Origin of the sequence: Synechocystis sp. FACHB-383, assembly GCF_014698605.1 — a bacterium.
Classification (GTDB): domain Bacteria; phylum Cyanobacteriota; class Cyanobacteriia; order Cyanobacteriales; family Microcystaceae; genus Synechocystis; species Synechocystis salina.
This window is the reverse complement of the sequence record NZ_JACJTJ010000050.1, coordinates 58,579-78,278: the sequence shown is the minus strand read 5'-3', so window position 1 is coordinate 78,278 and position 19,700 is coordinate 58,579. Positions and strand designations below refer to the sequence as shown.

Here is a 19,700-nt window from a genome sequence, read left to right as displayed (position 1 = left end):
AGGGTTAAAGGCTTTAATATCGAGGACTGAGAACTGATTTGGAGGCGGGATCGATCAAGCTATTTTTCTAGGCGCACCACATACCATTGCCAAGTACCGCCATCCCCCCGGTCGAGGTCGCAGTAATTGTCCCGTAAATGTTCTGCTTTTGCCGCCAAAGTAGGCAATTTATCCAGTCCTTGGGGGAGGCGAAGATCGTATTCAGCCAAAATCTCCGTCAACTTAGCAGTCATTTCCGCCGGAGTTAGGAATGTTTCTGGTTCCTGGTCAGCCAAGAACACAAACATTTCTTCTTGGTACATCAGTGGATCGACCATGGCAATTGCTGGAAAATATTGTTGAGGTGGAGGTCGGCGCTGGTTAATCGAGTAGGGATTTAGTCTTCTGGGTTTCCTGATGGGGCATTGCTCCAAAAATCTCTCCGGTGGAAAGACTTTGCATTAACCAAGTAACCCAGAAAACAGTAACCCTCCTAGCCCAGGGCCAGGAAGGGCCATTGCACAATACTTTATCGATTCATCGGCGATCGCCAAGACGTTGTGGCCTAGGCTTCGCGACCTAAAACGTCCTGTAATTGCCGGATCGCGGCGGCCCCAATATTGATAGCGGCCCAAGTTGCGGCGATCAGAAGGGGGCTAACAACTACAATTACACGCCAATCCATTGCTGTACCTCGTTTTGTTAAAAGAATATAAATTTTTTGAACACTTTTAATCTTACATCCTAATGCTGATCCCTTGGGAAGGGAAACATGGCCGGGGGTCGGGGGCAATTGCCCCAGCCAGTAAACCGGAAAAATTCTGTTAAGATCTCCTCTCAGAGAGGCAGTCACCGCTCGGAACTCAAACCACCGTTGTCACCATTGCATGTAATGACCATTAGCCGGTTTCGTCAGGCAGCCGAAGCAAAGGAATTTTTAATTACCGCAGAAGTTACCCCCCCCAAAGGTGGTAATCCAGAGCGGATGTTGGCGGTGGCGGAGAAGTTGCGGGGCCGGGTCCATGGGGTCAATGTCACCGATGGCAGTCGGGCAGTGTTGCGCATGTCCTCCATTGCGGCCTGTGTGTTACTGCAACAGCGGGGCATTGAAGCTATTTGTCAGATGACCTGTCGAGATCGCAATTTAATTGGTTTGCAGGCGGATCTGATGGGGGCCTATGCCCTCGGTTTACGTAATGTTTTAGCTTTAACCGGCGATCCCCTCAAAGCGGGAGACCATACCAAAGCCAGGGCCGTATACGATTTAGAATCGGTGCGGTTGTTGAGTTTAATCCGTTCCCTCAACCAGGGGCTAGATTTCAACCAGGCTCCCTTGGTGGATGGCAGGCTAGATTTATTTCCTGGAGCAGCGGTGGATCCCCAGTCAAAGAGTTGGTCCGGTTTGCAAAGTCGGTTTGAAAAAAAGCTCGTAGCCGGGGCCCAGTTTTTCCAAAGTCAGTTGATCACGGATTTCGATCGCCTGGATAAATTTATGACCCAGGTGGCCGTGGGATGTGGCAAACCAATTTTGGCGGGCATATTTCTTTTCAAATCAGCTAAAAATGCGGCTTTTATCAAGCGGGTGGTACCGGGGGTAAATATTCCTGATTCTTTAATTGATCGCCTGGCCCAGGCCGAAGATCCCCTAACGGAAGGGGTGGCGATCGCCGCCGAACAGGTAAAACTGGCGAAAGAACTATGTCAGGGAGTCCATTTGATGGCGATTAAAAAGGAAGAATTAATTCCCGAAATCCTCGACCAGGCTGGCATTGCCCCTCTGGAAAATTAAGGCTTACCAACCTTAGGGCTAAAAAATAAACTAAATTCATCCGCTTGCCCCCGTTGTTGTAGACCCGGCAAGCCTAACCTAGTCTGGGCTTCTGGATCCAACAGTAAATAGTTCCCCTCCTTGGCCATGGCACGTAACTGGTCATCGTTCATCGCAATAACTTGGCGATCGCCGTAGAAATCTAAACTGGGGCGACTGTAGGCAAAGGAAGTATAAACTGGCGTGTTTACCGGAGTGGCCTGTTTAATTAATTCCCCCACCGGTTTAACGGCAAAAGCTTCGTTCACTTCCCAATTCCACAGGGGGCTGGAGAAAAGAAATAGGAGAGTTACATATAAACTCACCACCAGGGTTTTAACGAATTTGGCAGAATGGTTCAGATATTGCCTGGCACTCCACCCCACGCCGACAAATAGCACGAGTCCCATGATGATGATCACCGGCCTTTGCTCAGTGAAGCCAGCGTATAGTCCCCCCACCAAGCCCACCCCAGCAGTGAACGCCAGTAGATAACCAATCAGCAGAGGGTAACGCTGACGATTTTGTAAATCCGCCAGATAGTGCCCCCCCATGAGAGCGAAAAAGGGATAGCAGGGGAGGACATACCAAGGCAATTTAGTGCCCATGGCGGAAATAATTGCTAAAAAGCCAAAGCCAAAAATGATGGCTACCTTAGCCCAGTCCTGTCGCCATTGTTTGATGGTCGTCACCATGGCTGGAACGAGGAAAAATAGCCAGGGAGCGGTGTATTTTGCTATCTCTAGTAAGTAGTACCAAGGCGGCCCTGTATTGCCCTCCAATTCCTGGGTAACTCGGTTAAAACTGTGGAATTCAAAATGAATTTGCCAGAAGGTTTCCCCATACTGAGCAAATTGGAGTTGGTACCACCACAGCACCGGGGCAAAACCGATCGCCAGCCCCAACCAGAATTGCCAGCGCTTAAAAATCTCACCGGCCCCTAACCAGAGAATCAAAATTCCCAACAACATTGTCAGAGCCAGCACCAACAATCCTTTAGCTAAGGCAATTAAGCCCAAGCCAATCCCCATGCCCGCTAACCAATGGGGTTGTTTACGCCCCTTCAGTAAACAGAATAATGACCAGAGCAAACAGGTATTAATCACCCCGTCCAGCATGGTTAAACGACCCAGACGGGCGGTGGGGAGCAGGGTTAACAAGACTGAACTACTCCAGAGGGCGGCTTTCGGAGTAGAAAAAATTTCCTTACCCACTAGATACAGTAAGGGCACCGCCAGGGCAGACCCTAGGGCTAAGGGTAAACGGGAACTAAATTCACTGATGCCCAGCAGATGGTAACTGCCCATCACCAACCAAGTAATCAGGGGTGGTTTGGATAAAAAGGGTTGTCCCAAATAGGTAGGAAAACGCCAATCTCCCCTGAGGTAAGTATCTTGAGCTGTAGTAGCGTAATAACCTTCGTCAAAATCCCGCAGAGCCACATTACCCAAGCCGGCGATCGCCAAAACTAGAGCCGCTGCCGTGAGTAGCAGTAGATATTTCCGATCATCGTTAAGGGCAGGAAAGTTCAAGGGCAGAGTCTGGGGACGTGGTGACGGTTGGACTTGAGGGGCATTTTCCCATGTTCTCGGGGGAACTTTGGGCTTTTGTTAAAGTATTTTGTTGATGTTACCCCCAACTAACGGCTGACCCTGTGAACCTGATGCCCGATCGCCAGCAATTCCCCGGCTTAACGAATAAAACCTATTTCAATTTTGGCGGCCAGGGTATTTTACCCACCGTAGCCCTAGACGCAATTATGGCCACGTATGGCTATCTGCAGGAAAATGGCCCCTTTTCCATTGCGGTTAACCAGTACATTCAGCAGTTAATTGCCGAACTACGCCAAGCTTTGGGGGAAACTTTTAACGTTAATCCCAACACCATTACTATCACCGATAACGTCACCACCGGCTGCGACATTGTGCTTTGGGGCATCGATTGGCACCAGGGCGATGAAATTTTACTCACCGACTGTGAACATCCAGGCATCATTGCCATTGTCCAGGCGATCGCCGCTCGGTTTGGGGTTACATACCGCTTTTTTCCGGTGGCAGATACCCTAAACCAGGGGGATGCGGCCGCAGTGTTAGCTGATCATTTGGGGCCAAAAACCCGTTTGGTCATTCTCAGCCATTTACTTTGGAACACGGGGCAGGTATTACCCCTAGCGGAAATTATGGCCGTTTGTCGCCGTCACCAAGGGGATTATCCAGTAAGGGTCTTAGTGGATGGAGCCCAATCCGCCGGTTCTTTACCCCTAGATTTTTCCCAACTAGAGGTGGATTATTACGCTTTCACTGGCCATAAGTGGTTCACCGGCCCCGCTGGAGTGGGGGGTCTGTATATCCATGGCGATGCCAAAGGCACGGCGAATGCCGCACGCCTGGGGGACATTAACCCGACCTATGTGGGCTGGCGTAGTATTACCTATGGCGCTAAGGGGGAACCCACTGGCTGGGCCGAAGGGGGCAAACGGTTTGAAGTGGCCACCTCCGCCTATCCCCAATATGCCGGTTTGTTGGCCGCTCTGCAGTTACACCAACGGCAAGGCAGCGCCGAGGAACGTTACCAAGCAATCTGTCAACGCAGTCAACTGTTGTGGCAGGGCTTAAACCAGCTACCCCACGTCCATTGTTTAGCCACATCGGCTCCCCAAGCGGGTTTGGTTTCCTTCACAGTGGATTCTCCCCTGGGCCACCGGGCGATCGTCCAGAAACTGGAGGAACAACGCATCTATCTCCGCACCATTGCTGACCCTGACTGTATTCGGGCCTGTTGCCATTACATAACCAATGAAGAGGAAATTGGGCATTTGTTAAGCAAATTAGCTGAATTTACCCCCTAAAAATTTATCCTCAAGGCTTTTAGTAAACCAAGGAGAGATGCCCTTGTTTTGAAGAGAGCTAAACCCTAAATTTGTCCTGTTTCCTGCAACAACCAAAAACCGGCAAAGGCTTCACTGTCGGGGCTGGCTTGGATGGCCAAAAAGTGAATGCCCTGGGCTAATTTTTTTGCTTGTTCAAATCCCTGGGCTTCCTGTTCACTGGTTTTATCGGTGACGTTAGCCACAATCCAACTATCACTGGCTCCGGTTTCCAGGCGGACAATGGGACGGGGGTCGGTGTTGTATTGCAAATAGCCCAATTCCAACCCTGATAACCAGGCAGCAAAGGGTAAAGCCCTGGGGGAAAAGAGGATCAGACCGGGAATGCGGCAATCGGCGGGCAAATTGTAGGGAGAGAGAGGAAAACTTTCCCCAAAGCTAATTTCCCAATCCGGCAAATCGTTGAAATCGGCGGCGGCTAGACTGACTAAGGCCCACTGATCTCCCCGATCGCCCCGCACTGCATCGGGTAAGGCAATGGCATTGAGTTCTGGATACTGCACCGATGTGGAGGAGGCCAACTTGGGGTCATAGCCCGGTTGATGGGGATAAAAATTTTCTAGGCGATCGTCTAACCATTGCTCCAGCACATAGGTGCGCCGGCTGGGGACCGGGGGAATGCCAGCTTCCTCACAGGCTTTGCTGATCATGTTATTCATCTGCCGCCGGAAAAAACGGATCTTTTGGGGCATCTGACCCGCTTCGGCGATCGCCGCTTCGATGGCCTGCCGGAGCCAAACGGAATTAACGGTGGAACTGGGGCAATATTGGCTATAGCGAAACAAATCCTCGGGCGACTGTTGCACGGACTGGGGAGATTCACAAATTAGTACTTCCCACACCTTTTTTTCCTCATCGTCCAACAACGGCCGTGAATAAAAATCCAATTCCCAGGTAACGCCCATATATCAATTAAATGTTTGTCAAAGCCAGCCCAAAAGGGCTAACCGCTATCCTATCAAGCAATTGTCCCCGGTTTGCCATCGTCCCATGGCCCAGGCCTATAACTGCCCCCATCACCATTGTCGGACCAAGGCCACTGAGCTTAAGATATCTTGGGAAGCAGGGGGCTTGCCATCCGACCTCTACATGATTGATTTCACTGCCCCTGGTTTCATTTTTCATCGCCCTAGAACCTTACCCAATATGATCTCCCAGCCCCAAGGATTCGCCCGCCTTAACCGCTCTTCTGCCCGCTTTTTCCCAGCCCGTTGGTTAATGGCGTTGGGTTGGGGTGTGGGTTTAATAGCGTTGGGATCAATACCAGTAACGGCGGCTACCATTGCTCAAGGCACCGTTACAGAGCGCCAAGTCCGGGCTTTGATCGAACAATTTGATGCGGTAGCTAATCAACACGATACCGATCGCCTGGGGGAAATTTACAGCCCTGAATTTAGCAACAGCGACGGTCTGACCTTTGCCCAGATGGAAACGACCTTGCAACAACTCTGGGAAACCTATGGCAATTTGACCTACAACACCGAGCTGAAAAGCTGGAAACAGAATGGACAAGCAGTGGTGGTGGAAACTTTGACCACCATCAAGGGTGAACGGCCTTGGCTGGGTCGCACCGCCCAATTGAATGGAGAAATTACTTCCCGCCAAACCTTTATGGACAACAAATTGGTGCGCCAGGAAGTGTTGACGGAAAAGATGACCCTCACCGCCGGAGAAAATCCACCGGAAGTGGATGTCAATCTGCCTCAGCAAGTGCAGGCGGGCCAAGAATTTGATTTCGATGTTATCCTGCGCCAACCGATTGGAGATGACCTCCTGGCGGGCACGGCCTTTAGTCAAAAAATAGACCCTAATAACTATATTGATCCTTCCCAGGTGAAATTAGAATTGTTGCAGGCCGGTGGTTTATTCAAAAGGGCGATCGCCGGCAAGGAGCCCCAGTGGTTATCTGCTTTATTAGTCACTCCTGAGGGCATGGTGTTGGTTACCCAGCGTTTGGCCGTTGTTCCTTAAAAAATCTGCAATAGTGACAAGGAAGTCAATTAGAAAATGTGAAAGTTAAGCAAACTATTGCCAAGCCATTCTTAAAATGGGCTGGAGGTAAGGGGAGGCTAATTGAACAATTGGTTGATTTCTTTCCCCCGGAAATCACCACTGGTCAGTTGACTAAATATGCTGAGCCTTTTATTGGTGGTGGAGCATTGTATTTTTATGTTGCTCAACATTATTCCCAGATAGAAAAATTCTTTATTTCAGATTGTAATCGACAACTAGTTTTGACCTATAAAACTATTCAACAAAATGTTGATGATCTCGTTGATTTTCTAAGTAAATTACAACAGAAATATTATTGTCTCGATAAAGATGAGCAAAAGAATTTCTTTTATCAGCAGAGGCTCAAATTTAACCAGAATATTGCTGAAATAAATTTAGAGAAGCTTAGTAAATTGTGGACAGAACAGACTGGTTTACTTCTGTTTCTAAATCGTACCTGTTTTAACGGTTTATTTCGAGTTAACTCCAAAGGAGAATTTAATGTACCTTTTGGGGATTATAAAAATCCTAAGATTTGTGATGCTGAAAATCTTAAGTTAGTATCTAACTTACTTACTAGAACAGAAATCAGATTGGGCGATTTCACGGCGAGCAATGATTTCATTGATTCTGCAACTTTTGTTTATTTTGACCCCCCCTATCGTCCTTTAAACAAAACCTCTAGCTTTAACTCCTATGCTCAGGGAGATTTTAACGATCAGGAACAATTAAGATTGGCAAATTATTTTCGTGAACTTAGTGACAAGAAGGCTAAGCTCATGTTGAGCAATTCTGATCCTAAAAATGTAGATGAGAATGATAATTTTTTTGAGGAATTATACCAAGATTTTCGTCTTGAAAGAGTCAGTGCCGCCCGCATGATTAACAGTCGAGCAGACAAACGGGGCAAGCTGAAGGAATTATTAATTACCAATTATTAAGCTTTATTAATCTTCCTTAAAACTTCAAATATTCCGCCCCATCCAAACGGATAGTGGTGCCACTGAGGAAATCCTGTTGCAGTAAATATAAGGCCGCATCGGTGACTACTTTAGGATTACCAGTCATTTTTAAAGGAATACGTCGCTCTGCATAATTTCGCATGAACTGTTCCGGGTCTGGTGCTTCCGGGGCTTCTAAAATCTGCCCGAGGGCGAGGCCATTAACAGTAATATTGGGGGCTAATTCCAGGGCTAAAATTTCCGTCATATCCCACAAACCCCGTTTGGTGAGGCGGTAAACAAAATGGTCTGGCCTGGGACGGGGAATACGGGCATCATTAATGTTAATAATTTTCCCCTGGCGATCGCCGGATATCTGCTGGGCAAAGGCCTGGGACAACTGAAAGGGGGCCCGGAGGTTAACCGCAAAAATCCATTCCCAGAGGTCGAGATCCACCTGAAAGAATTTATCTTCCAGAGGAAAAACTGAAGCACTGTTGATCAGAATATCCACCTGACCAAACACTTCCTGAGCTTTGGGAATAACCGTTTGGGTCGCCTGGGCATCGCTCAAGTCAGCAGAATAGGCAAAAGCTTTTCTGCCCAATGCCTCCACCTCTTGCTGAACTTCTAGGGCCCCTGCTTGGGAATTACCGTAGTGAATAAAGACGTTACAGCCTGCTTCGGCCAGGGCCATAACTAAGGCCCGACCAACCCTTATGCCTCCCCCGGTGACCAGGGCTGTTTTTCCAGTTAATTCCATCGTAGTTAGTTAAATTCCTGAGCCTTGGGCGATTACAAACTGAGTCGGGTGAGCATACAAAAGAGCAAATTCGCCATTGTGCATGGCTATGCAGTGAAAATCACGGCTAATAACTGCAAAACAATTTAGGCTTAGGCTTCAACCTTCACACCCCGCCAAAAGGCAATGTAGCCTTTAATGTTTTCCGCTCTCGGTTTGGGATCGGGGTAATACCAAGCCGCATCGGGATTCGTTTGGCCGTCCACCACTACGGTGTAGTAACTAGCGGTGCCTTTCCAACCGCAAACGGTGTTGGTGTTGCTGGGCTGAAAATACTGGGGATGGATGCTGTCGGGGGGAAAGTAGTAGTTGCCTTCCACCACTTCACATTGATCGCTGTCAGCGAGGACGACCCCATTCCAGATTGCTTTGGCCATGGTTTAGGACGGGTAAAGTAAACGCCTTGGATTATAGCCCTTTCTGCAATCAAACCAAACCGGAACGCAGAGCAATGACGGCGGCCTGCACCCGGTCATCGACGGACAATTTATTCATGATGCCTCGTACATGGGTTTTAATTGTGTTGGTGCTTAGATATAAAGTTTGGGCAATTTCTTGGTTACTTTTTCCTTCCACAATCAATTTCAACACGTCAATTTCCCGTTCCGAGAGGCTGGACACGTCGGCTTGGCCTTCCGGCACCGGCGGTTTGAGATTTTCCACCACTACCCGGGCGATTTGGGGGTCTAGGTAGGTGGCTCCATCCTGGGCGGCGGCGATCGCCAAAATTAAGCGCTCCAAGGTGGCCCCCTTCACGCAATAGGCATCGGCCCCACTGGATAAAGCAGCAATAATCTCGTTGGGCAGAGTGTGGGAAGTTAACACCACAATATGGATTTGGGGGGAAGTTTGCTTAATTTGTTTGGTGGCTTCAATCCCATCTAGCCCCGGTAAACCAATGTCCATCACGATCAAGTCTGGGTTGAGGGCCGCCGCCTGTTGCACCGCGCCATAGCCATTATCTACCCGACCAATAATTTCAAAGCGCTCATGGGCCCCCAAGGCTTGCTCCAAACCTAATTGCATCAATGGATCATCTTCAACGATCAAAATTTTCATAGGCAGGCAAGGCTCGATTTTCACCCTATGGGGGGAAGTAAAATCCATTCCAGTTTAGGCAAAGTTTAGATAGTAATCTTCAGTGCTTAGCAATTCTTTGTACTTTATCGGTGATTACTATCACGGTAAGGGCGCCGATGCAGAAAGCGGATTTGCCCACTATCTCATTATCCCCATGGGGGGGAAAGAATATTGACCATATTAAATAAAACAGTGTGCCCCGTCGCCCATTGTCAGATTTTTCGTTGATGCTGATCTACTTACCCAAGTCCCTACGCCGGAGGCTGGTCAACACTTTGCCGTCTTTGGCATTGGCGATCGCCCTGGGCCTGTGCACGGCATTAGCCTACGGAATGTTAGGCCGGGGGCAACAATGGCTTAGTTTGGGCTTGGGGCAAGGCCTGGCCCTAGCGCTGTGGTGGCAGGGCACCAACATTATGGCCCTGGCCTCGGGGTTGATCATTGCCCCCATGATAGTACTAGGAGATCCCCCCCTGGCATTGGCCCTAGGGATGATTAGCACGGCAGTGGTGCTGCTGGCCGGTCGCGGACTAAAGATGTTGGAGTTTTCCCCCCAGGGTCAACGGCTCCAGGATGGCATGGTCTTTTTGCTGGCAGGGGTGGGGCTGGGGGCCACTGTAACGGCGATCGCCGCGCTGTTGTTATCCCTCTGGCAGGGGGATAGTCGCATTTGGTGGACAGGGGCTTTGGCCTGGTTGGGCAGTGCCACCGGCATTTTGCTGGCCACTCCCCTGTTGTTCAAGCTTAGATATGGCCGCTGGACATGGCCTTGGTCAACCCACATTGACCGGCTGCGATGGTTGGAGGCCCTGGTCTGTGCTGGCCTTTTGTTGATGTTAGCCTGGTTGATTTTTGCTGGGGATGACCTTATTCCCCTGGCGGATCGGGGCGCTATCTATACCCAGTGGTTGGAGTATTTACCTTTTCCCATTGTGGTTTGGGCCAGCATTCGTTTTCCGGTTTGGGGGGGAATCCTATCTACTTCAGGTTTGGCCCTGTTGGCGATCGCCGCTACGGTGCAGGGCAATGGATCCTTCAGCGTTCAAAGTGCCGACCAAAGCGGGGCGATGATTCTCCTGCAGATGTTCTTTTTGGTTTTGGGCACGACCAGTTTATTGCTGTCGGTGGCGGTGAGGGAAAGGCGTCGCACCGAAGAACAATTACGAGGTAGCTGGGAACGGGAACGGTTGTTGGCGGAGGTGGCCCTACGGGTGCGGCAGTCGTTGCATTTAGGTACCATTTTCCAAACCACGGTGACGGAAGTGCGCCATTTGTTGCAAACCGACCGGGTTTATATCGCTCTCTTGCAGGGAAATAATCCGTTGGCCGTGGTGGCCGAGTCCTCTAGTCCAGCTTATATTGCCCCCATCAATACCCAGGTGGCGGCTTCCCAAAAGCCAGAGGAAATGATCATTAAAACCATTCCTGCCCAGGCCATGGTGATCCATCATCCCGACCAATTACCCAAGGGAGACCCACTGCGGCGTAGTTTTTTTCGTTATCAGGTGAAAAGCTTGCTGGCCATTCCCCTCGCTACGGTGGACGGCAGGTTAGGCATGATTGTGGTACATCACTGTCAACAGCCCCGCCATTGGCAAAAGGCCGAGGTGCGCTTACTGGAACAATTGGCCACCCAAGTGGCGATCGCCATTCAGCAGGCCCAACTTTACCAACGGGTACAAACCTTGAATGCCAGTTTAGAACAGCAAGTGGGGGAACGCACTGCCCAGCTAGAGGACAAGATGGTGGAGTTACAGGATCTCCAGCAAATGAAAGCTCTCTTTGTCCAGGCCATTTCCCATGATCTACGCACTTCGGTGATGGGTTTACTGATGGTGCTAAAAAATTTATCCACCACAGAGGGGGAAACCTTAATTCTGCCCCGCCATCTCCTCGATAGTCTGATCCGCAGTGGCGATCGCCAATTAACCCTCCTCAATGCCCTCTGTGAAGAACAAACTGCTGAATGTCGCCCCCTCCATCTTGCCCCCCAAGCCCTACAACTCCAGCCTTTTTTGCAACAAATTTGCCGACAATGGCGATCGGCATGTGAGCAACATCAGGTAAATCTCAACCTAAAATGTGACGAGACCTTGCCTCCTCTCCAGGGAGACCCCCATTACATCAAGCAGGTATTCGACAACCTTTTGGGTAACGCCCTCAACCACAATCCCCCCGGCATTGTCCTCACCCTAGCGGCCCAACCGGAGGGCAATATGGTGCGTTTTACCCTCAGTGATAACGGTAAAGGCATGGCCAAAGACCAATGTGAGCATCTTTTCCGGCTCTATTTACGCAACCGCCATAACCAAAGATTGACCGGTATTGGCCTTGGTTGTTATCAGTCCCGCCAAATTGTGGAAGCCCATGGTGGCCACATTGGTGTTACTAGCAGTCCGGGGCAAGGGTCCCATTTTTGGTTTACCCTCCCCTTGGCAGTTTAGTAGGGTCACTTGAAACAAGAACAATACAATGGGACTTGCCAAAAAGCTTATATCAAGGGCACTTTACTTATCGCTCCTCTATCAGAAAAGGGAAGATGGAAGAGCAATAAATGCAAAGGATGAACTACTCCGATCCGCTTGAGATGAGGTCGTAGCTTCCCATCCAGCAACCAGCAACGCAGTAGAAACCTTGCGACCTTTACTACCTTGTCTGACAGTTTGACAATAGGCGGAATCCCCCGTTCCAGAGTTAAGGACAATTTTCAAGGGCTTGATTTGTCCTGTATCATGTTCCGCCGTTAAGGACTGGGAAAGGACGTTGGGCTAATGGGGATGCAGAACGTCCTTAGGACTGGCGGAGGCTCAACAAAAAGCCCTGGGCCAGGAATAGCTCAGGGTTATTGATTGATAGGCAGGAAATCATTGAATTTCCACTGACTACTGAAATATCAGCTAAATTAATTACTCATCCACAGCGCTGACAGCCAGGGACTCATCTTCCTCATCGTTGGTGTCAGTGTCATCAACGGAGGCCGGGGGCTCATAGGGAATGCCTTGGGCTTCCGCCAAACGTTTCTGCCGGAAAATTTCGGCCATTTCGTCGGCTTTTTCGTTGACCAAATCCCGGTCTTTTAGCATGGCACCAGGTTCCGGCTCCAACTGCTTGGTGGAAAGGGAAATACGACCCCGTTCCGCATCCAGGTCAATGATCATCACCTTGATTTCATCATTGACATTAAAGACGCTGTGGGGGGTATCAATGTGGTCGTGGGAAATCTCAGAAATGTGCAACAGACCGCTGACACCACCGATGTCGATGAAAGCACCGTAGGGTTTGATGCCCCGGACGGAACCCACCACTACCTGGGCCACTTCCAAGCCGTTCATCTTCCGCTCTACTAGGGCCCGACGATGGCTGAGCACTAGACGATTACGCTCTTCGTCCACTTCTAAAAACTTCAGGGGTAGGTCTTCCCCTACTAGATCCTCTTTCGCTTCCCGGGCACTGATGTGGGAGCCGGGAATAAAGCCCCGCAGTCCTTCAATTCTGACTAAAGCACCACCACGATTTGTGGCGAAAACATTGGAGCGCACCGTGGCGTCTTCTGCTTGGAGTTGTCTGACCCTTTCCCAAGCCCGCATATACTCAATCCGGCGGATGGAAAGGGTGAGTTGACCGTCTTCGTTTTCATCGGTCAGAATGAAAAATTCCCGGGTTTCGTTGGGCTGGAGTACCTCTTCAGGGTCATCCACACGGTTGATCGACATTTCCTGAATGGGAATATAGGCGGCGGTTTTTGCCCCAATGTCAATCAGAGCCCCCCGGGACTCCATGCTAAATACTGTCCCAGCGACAATGTCCCCAGGACTGAAATGATAATCGTACTTGTCAAGAAGGGCGGCAAAGTCCTCGAGAGTGAATCCAATAGTTGCTGTAGAAGTTTGACTGACCATGTAAGTTTTAAGTCCTAATCCCTTAGTCTCCGTTTAGTGAATATGCGTGCCTCCTGTTACTTACCGTACAAGCCAGGATACAGACTCTCAATTATACAGTACGAGTTGGACAAAGGGGGCAAGCCTTCCGCCAGTAAGAACAATTTTGCTCACCCCGTTTAGACCAGCTTGAAACCTTGGCGATCGCCTGGGGACTTTGGTCTTAGGGCCTGTTGGTAAAGTTTTATCTGCCTTCCAAATGGATCCGCTGAAGCTCTGGCAATACTAGGGGACTTTGATCCAGTTTTGCCTAAACTTGGGGCGGGATGGTCACTGTCAAATCCTGTCTTGGATGTTGCCTTGGACTCCTGGTTAATGGCTGCTGCCGCAATGCTCTCCCGTTCAGAAAACAATAGAATTTGAACAGTGAAGTTAGGCCAGATTTTAAAAATGTCAGAATTTATCAGCAACTCCATTCCTCTGGTGGGATTAAAGGCAGACCATTTTCGCCATCCTTTGGATCAAATGGCCACCACCAATTTGAAACAGATTCCCGGCCTAGACCTGATGCTGCGGGGATTGCTAGGTTCCGTGGCGGAACAGTTTTTTGCCCTCAATAATTTAGCCGCCAGTGTCCGGGTGGGGGAACAACAATTGCCCCATCTCCACCAACTGCTTTTGGATGCCTGTAAAATTCTCGACCTGGAAGCACCGGAACTCTACATCCAACAAAACCCCCAACCCAATGCCTACACTTTTGCCATGCGGGGTAAAAAGCCTTTTATGGTGATGCACACTTCCCTAGTGGATATGTTGACTCCGGCGGAAATCCAAGCGGTAATGGCCCATGAGTTGGGACACCTTAAATGTGAGCATGGGGTATATCTGACCCTGGCTAATATTATGGTGCTGGCGGCGGGGCTAATCCCCAACTGGGGGGCGGTGTTAACCCAATCCCTCCAGTCCCAAATGTTGGAGTGGGTGCGCTGTGCTGAATTTAGCTGTGACCGGGCGGCCCTGTTGGCGGTGCAGGATCCCAAGGTGGTGATGTCAGTATTGATGAAGTTGGCCGGCGGTTCCCCCCAATTGGCTCCCCTGTTAAATTTAGATGCTTTCATTGACCAAGCCAGGGAATACGATCGCCTGGGGGAAGATGAAATGGGAGCAATGCTGAGGAATTTACAAACCCAGAACCTGACCCATCCGGTGCCGGTACTCCGGGCCAGGGAAATTGATCGCTGGAGTGATTCCCAAACCTATCAAAACTTGCTCAAGGGGCGCAAAAATGCGTATAATCTGAAGACCGAAGAAAATAAGGGCGGCTGGCGGAATTGGTAGACGCACCACACTCAAAATGTGGCGACTTCGGTCGTGAGAGTTCGAGTCTCTCGCTGCCCATCTTAATGGCTAAGGCATGGTCTGGTTTCCACTGAATCGGCTATACTCCCTGAGGATAAATTTTATCTGACCTCAGTTTGTTGATCATAGAAAAACCTTGGACAAGGTCTCTGGGCGATCGCCCCTGGGTAATCTGGCTATGTGCTTCCCTCAGGGCACATATTTTGGTAGCTTACATAGGGAAAGATTCAACGATAATATTTGCCCATATCAGCGACTGTCGAGGGTTTCAGCCGGGGACAGTCTTGCTTAATTTATAAGGAGAAACTCTAAAATGTCCATTGTTTTTCAGATTGCGTTGGCGGCCCTGGTGCTTTTTTCTTTTGTGATGGTGGTGGGAGTGCCGGTGGCCTATGCTTCTCCCCAGAACTGGGACCGTTCTAAGCCTTTGCTGTATTTAGGTTCCGGCATTTGGGCCATTTTGGTAATTGTGGTGGCCCTGTTGAACTTCCTGGTCGTCTAGGGGCGGCGATCGCCCTATCCCGGTAATTTTTTCCCATGGCCTGGCTATTGATGAACCCAGGCTGTGGGGAATAGCCCCCGCAAAGTTTGATTCAGCGTTAACCCGATCTAGGGAACTACACCATGACAGTTTATGAAGGGTCGTTTACTCCTCCGGCCCGGCCATTTCGTTTTGCCCTTGTAATTGCCCGTTTCAATGACCTGGTGACGGAAAAATTACTTTCCGGTTGCCAAGATTGCCTCAAACGCCATGGCATTGATGTGGACCCCGCTGGTACCCAGGTGGATTATATTTGGGTGCCCGGTAGCTTTGAAGTACCGTTGGTGACCCGTAAGTTGGCAGTATCGGGGCAGTACGATGCGATTATTTGCCTAGGGGCGGTGATCCGGGGGCAGACTCCCCATTTCGATTTTGTGGCCGGAGAGGCGGCCAAGGGCATTGCGGCGATCGCCAGCCAGACTGGGGTGCCGGTGATTTTTGGTATTTTAACCACAGACACCATGCAACAAGCTCTAGAACGGGCAGGCATTAAGAGCAACCACGGTTGGGGCTATGCCATGAATGCGTTGGAAATGGCTAGTTTAATGCGGGCCATGGCTCCTTTGACGGCAACTAAGTAATTAGATCAGTCAGTGTGTTAGCAGTTAATACAGCTAAGTTTTAGCTCCAAAACTTCATTTTTTCCTTTGCCCTTGTCCCAATCTCTCCTAGAGGAACGCATTAAAGCCCAAGCATTGGCGATCGGTTTCCATCAGGTGGGCATTGCTGACGTTTTGGCAACGGAGACCGATCAGGCAGTCCAAAGGCTACAAAGCTGGATTGCCCTGGGTTATAACGCCGATATGGCTTGGATGGATAACCCCAAACGCCAAAACGTGAGAGAGCTTTTACCGTCGGCCCAGTCAGTAATTGCGGTGGCCCTAAATTATTACACTCCCCACCGCCGCAGTGATCAGCCTGGGATTGGTAAAATTTCCCGCTATGCCTGGGGACGGGATTACCATCGGGTCTTAACTAAAAAACTCAAAGCTCTTAATTTGTGGCTGGAACAACAGGTGCCGGATTTACAGAGCCGTTATTACGTCGATACAGGCCCCATTCAAGACAAAGCCTGGGCCGAACGGGCCGGCCTTGGTTGGGTGGGCAAAAACGGCAATTTGATTAGTAGGGATTACGGTAGTTGGTTATTTTTAGGGGAAATTGTCACCAACTTACCTCTCAACGGCGATCGCCCCCACAGTCAACATTGCGGTACTTGTACCCGTTGCCTAGAGGCCTGTCCCACCCAGGCCATTGTGGCTCCCTTTGTGGTGGACAGTAATAAGTGCATTGCCTACCACACCATTGAAAATCGGGCAGAAACCCTACCAACGGCGATCGCCAACAATTTGCAAGGTTGGGTGGCGGGATGCGACATTTGCCAAGATGTGTGCCCCTGGAATGAGCGTTTTGCCCAACCTACGGATGTGGAAGATTTTCATCCCTACGAAGGCAATCTCAACCCAGAGTTAGGGGCTTTGGCTAATATTACTGAGGCGGATTGGCAACAACAGTTCACCGCGTCGGCCCTGAGGCGCATAAAACCAGCCATGTTACGGCGGAACGCCCAGGCTAATCTACAATGAAGGACTGACCAAATAGTTGGCCCACCCTCCTCACCATGGCCATTAAAGCTGTATTGTTCGATTTTGACGGTACCATTGCCGATACCCACGATGCCTTTTTTGCCATTGTCAATCGTTTGGCGGACGAGTTTGGCTATCCAGCGGTGGACCAGGTGGAATTGGCTCGCCTCAAGCAATTAAGTTCGGCTGAAATTATTAAATATTCCCAAGTTTCCCCCTTTAAAATTCCCTTTATTCTGAAGCGGTTTAAAAAGGAATTGGGCAAGGAAATCAAAGACCTCAAGCCCTATGGGGACGTTAAAGAGGTGTTGGCCCTACTCAAGCAAAAGGGTTATGTGCTCGGCATTGTCACTTCTAATTTGGGGGATAATGTGCGGATATTTTTGCGCAACAACGACTTAGAGCATATGTTCGAGTTTGTTAAGGCAGGCACCACCTTATTTGGCAAAAACCGTATTATTAATCGGGTGTTGAAGGAGCATAATTTCAAGGCCGATGAAGTGATTTACGTGGGGGACGAAACAAGGGACATCAGCGCCGCCAAAAAAAGTCGGTTAACGATGATTTCCGTGGCTTGGGGATTCAGCCCGCCGGCCATTTTGCAGGAATACGAGCCGGATTTTTTGGTGCATCAGCCCAAGGAACTACTCACGGCGATCGCCGCTTTGGATAACCACCGCTGGTATCCATTAAAATCCTAGGAATTGCCCTTGTCCTGAATGTTTCGGCTATGCCCAATGAGTTGTCCGATTTGCCTCCAGCCCTAGGACCGGGGGAAACTAGTCCGCCCCGTCGTTCTTTGCCCCAATGGGTGTTTCAAGAGTCTGTTGATCCGGCCATGCCCTGGTTACTGGTGGTGACAGTGCTGGGCATTGCCCTGGGGTTAGTTTTCCGCTGGCCCTGGTTGGGGTTTACTTCAGCGGTGCTGGCCCTGATGTTTTCCCTCCAGGTCATTCTCCCCACCATCAAGTCATGGATACAGCACTACCTCACCGTTCAAGAGCGGCGTTCCCTCTTGGGGGGGCTCGGTTTTGTCTTGGCAAGCGGAGCTCTAGCCCACTATCTAGGCCTTTACAGTTCTGTGAAGTATTGGCTCAATCAATTCAAATACGACGAATTTGGTTCCTGGGCAGAATGGGTGGGGGCCCTGGGGCAAATTATGATCGCTGTACTGGCGGTGTACGTTGCTTGGCAACAATATGTCATTTCCAAGGATTTGACTATTCAACAAAATCGCATCACCCAGCAACAAACCATTGATGCCTATTTTCAGGGTATTTCAGACTTAGCTTTGAGCGATCAGGGCATGTTAGAAGATTGGCCCCAGGAACGGGCCTTCGCTGAAGGAAGAACGGCGGCTATTCTGGCCAGTGTGGATTCCGGAGGTAAGGCAAAAATTCTCCGCTTTCTTTCCCAATCCCGCCTACTCACCCCCCTCAAGCGCGACTATTACCTCGGTCGCCCTATTTTTGATGGCATGGGGGGCTACCAAGAAGACCGCATCCACGGCCTAAGGGTAATTAACCTGGGAGTGATGCTCGTGGCGGCGGATTTGGTGGGGCAGGATCTGCGCTGGGTGGATCTGAGTGAGATTTACCTCATCCGGGCTAACCTCAGTCAAGTGGATTTGGTCAAGGCTAATCTATCCAGGGCGGTGCTCTACGAAGCCAACCTTAATGGGGCGGATCTGAAGGGAACTAGGCTATTTTATGGCACTGGGGATAAGGCTAGTCCCCGCAGTCGCAACCATATTCCCAATTACGAAACTGGTGAGTATACGGGAGCAGTGGTGGAAAATGCCAACTTCAGTAACACCAAGAATATGAGCGAGGAGCAGAGGTGCTATTGCTGTGCTTGGGGGGGAACATTAACTAGAAAAACTATCCCCGGTGGTTGTGAGGGGATAGAAAATCTTCTCGGTCGTTGAGTGCTCCCTCCGCTAAAGGCGTGGGCTTCCTGCTTGACTGGGTTTGTCTTGACACTCCCCACGGATAAATCTGGGGGTTTTCCCCCGCCATGGATCTTGATAAAAAATTAGGTTTGCTGTTGAAATCTGTTGATAAAATTGACCCATCTTCGCCAATTAGCTCTGATTACTTTCCAGTAAGTTAACATGTGTATGAAAATAAAAAGCAAGAATGTGTAGGCTAACCAAAAATGGGCATTACGTCCGATTTCTACCATGGCTTCATTTTCGGGGAAAATATCGGGCAAGGTAATGGAGAAAAATCTCACATTATTTGCTTTAAAGGAATTGGACAACAGAAATCCGGAAATTGGCACTACTCCCATAAATAAATATAAGCTCAGGTGGAGGGTAAAGTTACGCCACCAAGCTGGGGATAGTTTTGGGGTACGTTTGGTATATTTACGCCACCAGACCTGGAATAAGGTGAAAATTCGCCAGGTCAATAATGCCATGGTTAATATGCCGATGGATTTGTGGAAGTCGTATAGTTCACTGCGTAAAAATTGTCCCCTTTCTAGGTTAACCATCAAGATACCAGTACAAAAGACAATCAAATAAGCAAGGGCCATCCACCAATGGATTCGCATTAGGGACTTAAATGGGGAATTAAGCCTTGGTTTGCGTTTTTCTGTGGTTTGCTGCAATGGCGGTGTATTCATTGTCACTAGGGAAAATGCTAAAAATTTACGGTCAACAATCGTATTTTTTACCGTATTCTATACTTTTTTTGATGTTGATCGGTTAGCTGTTAGTGTTGGACTGCCAATGAATTAGTTTCTCCTACGAGTAGAGATTTGTTGTTGGAGCTTTCACTCTTGTACAGAGAATTTCACTTGTCTGTAAAAGGGTTATGGCCGACACATTATTAAACAAGGTTGC

Annotated in this window: 20 protein-coding genes and 1 tRNA gene; 12 read left to right on the top strand and 9 right to left on the bottom strand. The window is 49.6% G+C overall.

Features of this window, described 5'->3' with window-relative positions; all coding sequences use genetic code 11:
• Positions 1-59 precede the first annotated feature (59 nt).
• Positions 60-317 carry a chlororespiratory reduction protein 7 gene (locus H6G45_RS15775; protein ID WP_190599348.1) on the bottom strand — a complete coding sequence of 86 codons (258 nt, stop codon included), beginning with the start codon at positions 315-317 and terminating at the stop codon, positions 60-62.
• 227 nt (positions 318-544) lie between these two features.
• Positions 545-664 (bottom strand): photosystem II protein Y, encoded by a 120-nt coding sequence (locus H6G45_RS15770; protein WP_010872352.1) that lies wholly within the window; start codon positions 662-664, stop codon positions 545-547.
• Positions 665-871: 207 nt separating this feature from the next.
• Between H6G45_RS15770 and H6G45_RS15765 the strand changes: the two genes are divergently transcribed.
• Positions 872-1,768 (top strand): methylenetetrahydrofolate reductase, encoded by an 897-nt coding sequence (locus H6G45_RS15765; RefSeq protein ID WP_190599347.1) that lies wholly within the window; start codon positions 872-874, stop codon positions 1,766-1,768.
• Here the strand turns inward: H6G45_RS15765 and H6G45_RS15760 are convergent.
• On the bottom strand, positions 1,765-3,318 hold the full coding sequence (locus H6G45_RS15760) for a glycosyltransferase family 39 protein (RefSeq protein WP_190599346.1): 1,554 nt from the start codon (positions 3,316-3,318) through the stop codon (positions 1,765-1,767). The genes H6G45_RS15765 and H6G45_RS15760 overlap by 4 nt on opposite strands.
• A gap of 131 nt (positions 3,319-3,449) precedes the next feature.
• Here H6G45_RS15760 and H6G45_RS15755 point away from each other — a divergent pair, with 131 nt between their 5' ends.
• The gene (locus H6G45_RS15755; RefSeq protein ID WP_190599404.1) at positions 3,450-4,634 is read left to right on the top strand and encodes an aminotransferase class V-fold PLP-dependent enzyme; all 1,185 of its coding nucleotides are present in this window, start codon (positions 3,450-3,452) and stop codon (positions 4,632-4,634) included.
• Between the two features lie 65 nt (positions 4,635-4,699).
• On the opposite strand, the gene H6G45_RS15750 is transcribed toward H6G45_RS15755, so the two are convergent.
• Positions 4,700-5,578: a Tab2/Atab2 family RNA-binding protein gene (locus H6G45_RS15750; protein ID WP_190599345.1), complete on the bottom strand. Its 879-nt coding sequence runs from the start codon at positions 5,576-5,578 to the stop codon at positions 4,700-4,702.
• 61 nt (positions 5,579-5,639) lie between these two features.
• Between H6G45_RS15750 and H6G45_RS15745 the strand changes: the two genes are divergently transcribed.
• Entirely contained in the window at positions 5,640-6,644 is a 1,005-nt protein-coding gene (locus H6G45_RS15745; RefSeq protein WP_242018200.1) for a hypothetical protein, read from the top strand.
• Positions 6,645-6,682: 38 nt separating this feature from the next.
• Complete coding sequence (locus H6G45_RS15740) at positions 6,683-7,606, top strand: Dam family site-specific DNA-(adenine-N6)-methyltransferase (RefSeq protein WP_190599344.1); 924 nt, start codon at positions 6,683-6,685, stop codon at positions 7,604-7,606.
• Positions 7,607-7,622: 16 nt separating this feature from the next.
• Here the strand turns inward: H6G45_RS15740 and H6G45_RS15735 are convergent, their stop codons facing one another.
• The 3 genes from H6G45_RS15735 to H6G45_RS15725 all read right to left on the bottom strand — a co-directional run bounded on the left by H6G45_RS15735 (position 7,623) and on the right by H6G45_RS15725 (position 9,467).
• Entirely contained in the window at positions 7,623-8,369 is a 747-nt protein-coding gene (locus tag H6G45_RS15735; RefSeq protein ID WP_190599343.1) for an SDR family NAD(P)-dependent oxidoreductase, read from the bottom strand.
• Positions 8,370-8,500: 131 nt separating this feature from the next.
• On the bottom strand, positions 8,501-8,785 hold the full coding sequence (locus H6G45_RS15730) for a DUF427 domain-containing protein (RefSeq protein ID WP_190599342.1): 285 nt from the start codon (positions 8,783-8,785) through the stop codon (positions 8,501-8,503).
• 49 nt (positions 8,786-8,834) lie between these two features.
• Positions 8,835-9,467, bottom strand: a complete 633-nt coding sequence (locus tag H6G45_RS15725; protein WP_190599341.1) for a response regulator transcription factor — start codon at positions 9,465-9,467, stop codon at positions 8,835-8,837.
• A gap of 215 nt (positions 9,468-9,682) precedes the next feature.
• Between H6G45_RS15725 and H6G45_RS15720 the strand changes: the two genes are divergently transcribed.
• The gene (locus H6G45_RS15720; RefSeq protein ID WP_190599340.1) at positions 9,683-11,932 is read left to right on the top strand and encodes an MASE1 domain-containing protein; all 2,250 of its coding nucleotides are present in this window, start codon (positions 9,683-9,685) and stop codon (positions 11,930-11,932) included.
• 462 nt (positions 11,933-12,394) lie between these two features.
• Here the strand turns inward: H6G45_RS15720 and H6G45_RS15715 are convergent, their stop codons facing one another.
• Positions 12,395-13,387, bottom strand: a complete 993-nt coding sequence (locus H6G45_RS15715) for a 30S ribosomal protein S1 (RefSeq protein WP_190599339.1) — start codon at positions 13,385-13,387, stop codon at positions 12,395-12,397.
• 405 nt (positions 13,388-13,792) lie between these two features.
• On the opposite strand from H6G45_RS15715, the gene H6G45_RS15710 reads away from it, so the two are divergent.
• The 7 genes from H6G45_RS15710 to H6G45_RS15680 all read left to right on the top strand — a co-directional run bounded on the left by H6G45_RS15710 (position 13,793) and on the right by H6G45_RS15680 (position 18,779).
• Positions 13,793-14,704 (top strand): M48 family metallopeptidase, encoded by a 912-nt coding sequence (locus H6G45_RS15710; RefSeq protein WP_347338280.1) that lies wholly within the window; start codon positions 13,793-13,795, stop codon positions 14,702-14,704.
• A tRNA-Leu gene (locus tag H6G45_RS15705) sits at positions 14,683-14,764 on the top strand. Before H6G45_RS15710 ends, H6G45_RS15705 begins: the two co-directional genes overlap by 22 nt.
• Before the next feature lie 274 nt (positions 14,765-15,038).
• Positions 15,039-15,227 (top strand): photosystem II reaction center protein PsbZ, encoded by a 189-nt coding sequence (gene psbZ, locus H6G45_RS15700; RefSeq protein ID WP_014407093.1) that lies wholly within the window; start codon positions 15,039-15,041, stop codon positions 15,225-15,227.
• A gap of 122 nt (positions 15,228-15,349) precedes the next feature.
• On the top strand, positions 15,350-15,847 hold the full coding sequence (gene ribH / locus H6G45_RS15695) for a 6,7-dimethyl-8-ribityllumazine synthase (protein WP_190599337.1): 498 nt from the start codon (positions 15,350-15,352) through the stop codon (positions 15,845-15,847).
• 99 nt (positions 15,848-15,946) lie between these two features.
• Positions 15,947-16,852, top strand: a complete 906-nt coding sequence (gene queG, locus H6G45_RS15690; RefSeq protein ID WP_347338283.1) for a tRNA epoxyqueuosine(34) reductase QueG — start codon at positions 15,947-15,949, stop codon at positions 16,850-16,852.
• 35 nt (positions 16,853-16,887) lie between these two features.
• Positions 16,888-17,553, top strand: a complete 666-nt coding sequence (locus H6G45_RS15685) for an HAD-IA family hydrolase (protein ID WP_190599336.1) — start codon at positions 16,888-16,890, stop codon at positions 17,551-17,553.
• A gap of 29 nt (positions 17,554-17,582) precedes the next feature.
• The gene (locus tag H6G45_RS15680; RefSeq protein WP_190599335.1) at positions 17,583-18,779 is read left to right on the top strand and encodes a pentapeptide repeat-containing protein; all 1,197 of its coding nucleotides are present in this window, start codon (positions 17,583-17,585) and stop codon (positions 18,777-18,779) included.
• Between the two features lie 107 nt (positions 18,780-18,886).
• Here H6G45_RS15680 and H6G45_RS15675 read toward each other — a convergent pair whose 3' ends face one another.
• Positions 18,887-19,480, bottom strand: a complete 594-nt coding sequence (locus H6G45_RS15675; RefSeq protein WP_199309808.1) for a cytochrome b — start codon at positions 19,478-19,480, stop codon at positions 18,887-18,889.
• Positions 19,481-19,700 lie beyond the last annotated feature (220 nt).